Source organism: Methylobacterium nigriterrae (genome assembly GCF_037106235.1).
Taxonomy (GTDB): Bacteria; Pseudomonadota; Alphaproteobacteria; order Rhizobiales; family Beijerinckiaceae; genus Methylobacterium; species Methylobacterium nigriterrae.
The window spans coordinates 1-6,268 of sequence record NZ_JBAWTG010000192.1 but is presented as its reverse complement, the minus strand read 5'-3'; the positions used below and the strand labels follow the sequence as shown (position 1 = coordinate 6,268).

Here is a 6,268-nt window from a genome sequence, read left to right as displayed (position 1 = left end):
GCCTTCACGCGCTTCACTCCGCAGGAGTGCCGCAACTACCTCGCCGCAGCCGGCTACGAAAACGACTTGGCCGTCGCTACCTGACCGGGAACAGCTCTAGCCATCCTGCATGCCCTCGCGCGCCGCAACGCACAGGTCCAATCGGACCTGAGCCAGGAGATCGAGGAGCAGGCCACGGCGATGGAGGGGCAGGTCGAGCGGGCGCTGGCACGGGCGCGGATGGCGGCCGCGGGAGGCTTGCAGAAGCGCCGTTGCGCGGTGGCGCCGGTCGTAAGGCGCCTTGTCGGCGCCTTGAGCCGCCTGCCCGCTGCGCCCGCGCTCGAGTGGCAGGTGGCGGTTGATGAGGACGTCGTCTTTCCCGGGGACGAGGGCGACCTGATGGAGATCCTGGGCAATCTTCTCGACAATGCCCGCAAGTGGGGACGCGGGCAGGTGGTGATCTCAGGTTCGGTCATCGCTACGAGGACGTCCTTGACGATCGACGATGACGGCCCTGGAATGACCTTGGAGGAGATGCGCGGCATTGGCCGCGGGCAGCGCTGGGACGAGAGCAAGCCCGGCACCGGCTTCGGCTTAGCCATCGCCCGTGACCTTGCCGAGGCGACAGGCGCCTTGATGCAGGTCGCAGGCTCGCCATTTGGCGGACTGCGCGTGATCCTGACTTGGACGTAGTGGTCAAATGCATTGTCGGGTCTGCGGAAGCCGTGCGTGCCTCGGATCATTCGGCTGCCGATTATCGAGCTGCTTGACGCCACCACTCCCCGCCGTTACGGTGATCTCACGCGTGTTCTGCCGCTTTGTTGCAGAAACTTCTACATTCCAAAGTTGCTTCGGACCATCGCTTCACAAGTTGCGAGATCTTGATCCCACGATCTGTTGCAGTCCGCACAAACTTGATGAAGCACGTCGCCACGGGACAAGCGCGAAAGAGAGCCGCAAGACGGACAGGGAGCCGGCCCGTTGGAAACGATGTGGCGAATCTGTGTTCTGGCCTTTGCACACTGATGAACGATCCAATGCACAAGGTCAGATGGCGCCGCAATAGTTCTGTACCAGCCCGCCGCCCTAGGATAGTAGTTCTGGCTTATCTCTCGACTATTTTTCTTGACCAACTCGCCAATCGGTAGCCGATTTAGCAAAATTTGGCTTGCATATTGAGCAATATCCCGCGAAATTATTTGATAATAATTCGTTCTCCGGCCAATAAGTTTTTTTCTATGGTTTGCTTCCCACAAATACAGCTTTCTATCATCTCGGCGCCAACTCGAAAGCTGCTCGCTGGCCTCAGGTCGCCACGAGCTTTCTCTCCATGCCTGCAAAAGATGAGCAGATCTCGAGGCAAGCGTCGCCGGCGAGCGGGTGGCAGCCTCGATATGGATTGCGAGCGAAGAGGGAGCATCTTTCAAGTCAAGTGATTTGAGGAAGTTGAGCATTTTCCGCCGATGATTAAAAAGTTTTTCTCTTAATTCGTCTGCAAAAGCAAAACCCTCGATGAAATCTCGCGGCAAGTGGATGAATTTTGATGCGCCGTCACTTCGCAAGATTGTCGCCACCCTAATGCCTTCTGGAACCAACCGCCAGCCGATATCAACCGCAGCAGTTTTTTTCGCACCAATGTCCGCCTCATGATGTTTCCGGGCCCTTGTGCAAATAAAAACCGCCGTCCAGTTCCAGCGTCCGGCAACCTTGCGGCGTGTAACGACTACTTCTTTCACGAGACAATCATTTGGAATTGGACGGTGCATAATCATTGGCCAAGTCACATACCGTCTAACTCCCTCGCGCACCCAAACAGTCACCCGCAGATGAGTCCTTTGCAGGCGCCTCCGCTCACCACGGCTGACGTGCGTCCATGCTTCTGCAGGAACGATTCCCACCTTAACTTGTGAATTCTTGCCGCTCAGCAGATCTTGGGCAGGAACACCTTCCTGAATTTGATTCACGAATCGACCTGTTCCATCAAAAACTCTGGGGTTCACGATGTTCCCAGCTTTGCTCGCCGCTCGACGGGCCTGCTCAAAAGATTTAACAACGGCGTTGTAATTTCCCCACCAGAGACCACTTAGTTGTCTCGCCCGTTTTACTTTGTAGCGTCGCACGAGTTCTGCCGCACGCGTCTCGGCACGCGCTTTCTCCTTCTGGTCGTTGTAATGTAAACGAACCAGGTTTTTTGCCTCCGCCAATTCGCGGTTTATCGCGGCGACTCTGCTTACAGCAGCAGCCCGGGTTGAACGATCCAGCCCAGAGGCTGCACCTTTAATATCAAGAGTAATTTGCGATTTTTGCTCGCCTAGATCCGCAATTTTTTTACGCAAACCCTCCAAGTTCATGTTTGTGCCGACGATCTTGTTATATTCTGCCCTATACTCGACTTCTATTTTAACCAGCTCATTGAATAAATTGACGCCCTTCTCTAGCTCGCTTTCACATTCGTCGTCCCAATCGGTCGGGTCGAGCAGACCAAACTTCCTTATGACCGTTTCCTTTTCGGCCGCTAAAGCTGCATCTACTCCGCCGCTATCCGGATGGAGTGCTTCATTCAGTTCGCTAGTTTTCATGCCAACCGAGTTTATTGGACTGAGGATGTTGTGCTACCCACTGCGCAGGTCGTTTTAGCGCCACTGCCTTGGGAACGGTCAAGACCCCTACTATACGCAATTGCATAGCCTCGGCGCATGCAGGCCGCGAGTCCACTAGCAATGGGCGGCCCACCTAGAGGCCCGAATCTCGCGCTTGATAGCCGCTTCCATAGTTCGGCGGTGGCACGGACCTTTGCTGATTGGCGCCGCCACTTGCCCGTGACGGCTGGGGGCGCAGCTCCGAGGTCCAGGTGCTCGTAGAACGGGAGCGAGTCGGTGTTTGCCTCCCGCACCAGTAGAGGGCTCATTCCACCGCTCTCTGCGGAGGCCCTCCCGCTACGTGGACTGTGTGCCGCCCAAGACCGCTGCCGCATCTGAGGGGCGGTGTGGGCCGAGTAGAGACGACCCCGGGGCCGTCTCGGCCAGCCAAGGCGCTCCAACTGCTGCGGCCCGTCTTGTGTTGAGTGGCGGACAAGCGTCGGATTTGGGTTCATCTGCACTTTTGGTGCTGACGGGGCCTGAGCGGCCCTCCGGGCGTTGATCCTCGTCAAAACAGAGCCGTGGGATGCCGCTCTCGAACCCGTCGCTTCCGACAATGCCCGATGGGTTGCACGTCGAGGAATTGACGCTCGGCCCGTCCGGGCTGTTGCTCCTTGCCAGGGCCACCGCCGCGCAGGCGGTCTGTCCAATCTGCGGCCACGCTTCCTCGTGGGTCCATAGCCGCTACTGGCGGACGCTCAAGGATCTGCCATGGCAGGACCGAGCCGTCACGTGGCGCGTTCAGGTCCGCCGCTTCCGGTGCAGCCGCTGCCCGGGCCGGGTCTTCGTCGAGCGCATCCCGGGCCTGATGAGGTTGAAGGCGCGCCGGACCATGCGTGTGGCCGAGGCGCAGGCCGAGATCGGCCTGGTGCTGGGTGGCGAGGCCAGAGCCCGGCTGTCGCGGCGGCTGTCCATGGCGGTGAGCGGCGATACCATCCTGCGCCTGATCGGCCGCCATCCACCGCGGGTATACCCGGCCCCGCGGGTGGTCGGCATCGACGATTGGGCTTGGCGGCGCGGGCACCGCTACGGCACCATCGTCTGCGATCCCGAACGCCGTCGCGTCCTGGCTCTGCTGCCGCGTCGCTCCTCCGCTCCCATCAGGGAATGGCTCGCCGCCCGTCCGGACATCACTGTCGTCAGCCGGGACCGGGCGGGCCCCTACTCTGAGGCCGCCCGCATCGGTGCACCCGCCGCCATCCAAATGGCGACCGATGGCACCTTCTGGTCAATGCCTCCGAAGCACTCCGCTCCATCGTGGCGCGGCACCACAGGCAGATCCAGGAGGCTGCCGGACTTGGGACTCCTCCCGGCATCACGCCCCCCGTGCCCGCGTCCGCGCCGCCCCTGTCGCAACGGAGCGAGAACCGCTGCAGGCGCTTCGACGACGTCCTGCGTCTTGGGGCGGAGGGCCTTCCAATTCTGCAGATCACGCACCGGACCGGACTGGCCCGCAATACCGTGCGCAGATACCTGCGCGCCGGCACGTACGTCCTGTATCGACGTGCACCAGGACCGAGCCTGCTCGACCGTCATCGCGGCTTTGCCGAAGCGCGCTGGCAGGAAGGGCTCCGCAGCAGCGCCGCGTTGCACCGGGAACTCCAGGCTCAGGGCTTCAGTGGCGGTTACGACATCGTTCGACGCTGGGTCGCACGCCGACGGAACGCAGCACCGGATCGTCCCACCTTCCGCTAGGCGCCCTCAACGCGCCGGACCACACGTCTGCTCGCGTGCGGCCCGACCACGCTCGCCCACAACGAGCGCGCCTTCATCGCTGGGCTGTGCGAGGCGGCGCCCGAAGTTCGGACCGCGGCCGGGCACGTGCGGGCCTTCGCCGATCTGCTTCGCCAGGATGACCTGGCGGCCCTGGAGCCCTGGGTGGACACGGCGGCCGCAACAGGCCTGAGCGGTTTCGCCGCCGGTGTGCGGCAGGACGTGGATGCCGTACCGGCGGCGATCACCCAGCCCTGGAGCAATGGACCGGTTGAAGGTCAGGTCATCTGCCTCAAGCTGATCAAGCGGCAGATGTACGGCTGTGCTGGGTTCGACCTCCTGCAGCACAGAGTCATTGATCGACCCGCAACACTCCGTCAGCACCAAAAGTGCGGATGAACCCGGAATTGGACCACTAGGCTGTCCTTCGCTGCCCGGTAGCGTTTCCTGCAACGCATTTCCGCCGTCCAGAAGCCACGACGGTTTGGTCCCCTGACGTGTTCGACTGAGAATTAGTGGAAGCTCACTGCGGATAGCACGCAGTCATGCAAAGCAAGACTTTAGACCGGCGCCGGCGCGCCCCGCCATAAAAGCACTGAGGGCCCGGCAGTGAATGCCGAGCCCTCAGATGTTCATCAGCCGATGTTGAAGAGCCAGGTTTGCGTCTGATCGGAGTTCTGTCAGGCGCTGAACTGAACTCTCTTGGGCCGGCTTAGAAGTCGCGCTGCACGCGCACGCGGACCTGACCGCCGTCGTAGGACGAGACCGTCCGGACCGCGATGCCCGCGTTTATCTGGGCCGCGCTGACGCCGAAGTTCTTGTTCAGGTCGACTACGCGGCCCTGCTGAACGCCGACGCTGGTGTACATGCCCTCGATGCCGATATCGAGGTCCTTGACCGGGGACCAGATCAGGCTGGCGCCGCCATAGATCTGGTAGCTGTCGCGCAGAACCTGGCTCAGCAGGAAGCTGCGGGTTCCGGGGACGCCCGGCGATCCGGCCAGTGTGACGCCGCCGATCGTGGTGGCGAGGCCCTGGGCGAAGCGGGCGCCGGGGGCGAAGTTCAGCTCGCCGTAGCTCGCGAAGAAGGCCGACCGCCACTCGGGCGACCAATAGTGCAGATACGAACCGACCACGGTCCAGCTCGTGGAGAGCTGCATCTTGCCGGTCACCGGGTTCAGCGTCGCGTCGCTGAAGTACTGCTGGAACGGCGAGCCCTGGATCGAGGTCGTGTTCGAGATGTAGGAGCCGGTGTACGCGGAGTAGCCGGTGTAGAGCTGCGCGCCCTCGCCGTAGGCGCCCTGGAGGTAGAGCGTGTCGCCGGGCGAGATGTAGGGCATGTTGAGCTTCAGGCCGCCCTGGACGGCCCAGCCGTACTCGGTGGGAACGCGCGCCCGCACGGCGGCGTTCGCGGCCGTCAGCGGAACGCCGGCGCCGGGTCCGGTGGTGCCGAGGAAGCTGCCGGGGATGAAGTTGCCGACGTTGACGTCCTTGACGGCCGCCGAGATCTGGGCCGAGCCCCAGGCCGCGTCGTAGCGCAGGGCGCCGACGAAGTCGGGCATCCGGTTGCGCTCGACCACATCGACGAAGCCGATGCCGGTGCCGACGCCCGCGGCGTTGAAGCCGAGGAACACCGGCGCGGGCGCGTTGCTCGCGCCGAAGGTCGCGAAGGTCGAGCTTCCGACCGCGGCCGCGATGGCACCGTTGGCGGGCGAGTAGACACCAGTCTTGCGGAAGGTCGGATCTTCCATCGACAGGGTGGCGGTCAGGCCGTCGCCGAGCTTGGCCGTGTAGGCGAGGAGGTTCGTCGAGGCGACGTCCGAGCCGGCCGTGCCGCTGATGATCTCGAAGTCATGGGCGTAGAAGTCGAAGAACGACGAGGCGCGACCGGCCGTGAAGCCGGCGAACTGGATGAAGGCCTTGTCGACGTTCACGAAC

General features: G+C 62.4%; 3 protein-coding genes and 2 pseudogenes. 3 read left to right on the top strand and 2 right to left on the bottom strand.

Going from position 1 to position 6,268, the window contains the following annotated elements; all coding sequences use genetic code 11:
• Positions 1–180 precede the first annotated feature (180 nt).
• On the top strand, positions 181–672 hold the full coding sequence (locus tag WDW90_RS33705; RefSeq protein WP_336492043.1) for an ATP-binding protein: 492 nt from the start codon (positions 181–183) through the stop codon (positions 670–672).
• A gap of 140 nt (positions 673–812) precedes the next feature.
• On the opposite strand, the gene WDW90_RS33700 is transcribed toward WDW90_RS33705, so the two are convergent.
• Positions 813–2,558, bottom strand: a complete 1,746-nt coding sequence (locus tag WDW90_RS33700; RefSeq protein WP_336492041.1) for a hypothetical protein — start codon at positions 2,556–2,558, stop codon at positions 813–815.
• A 586-nt stretch (positions 2,559–3,144) separates the two neighbouring features.
• On the opposite strand from WDW90_RS33700, the pseudogene WDW90_RS41015 reads away from it, so the two are divergent.
• A pseudogene (locus tag WDW90_RS41015) lies at positions 3,145–3,894 on the top strand (ISL3 family transposase); the annotation flags it as partial.
• Between the two features lie 122 nt (positions 3,895–4,016).
• Positions 4,017–4,730, top strand: a pseudogene (locus WDW90_RS41010) (transposase); the annotation flags it as partial.
• A gap of 313 nt (positions 4,731–5,043) precedes the next feature.
• Here WDW90_RS41010 and WDW90_RS33690 read toward each other — a convergent pair.
• The coding region (locus WDW90_RS33690) for a porin (RefSeq protein WP_336492040.1) at positions 5,044–6,268 on the bottom strand (1,225 nt) is incomplete at its 5' end.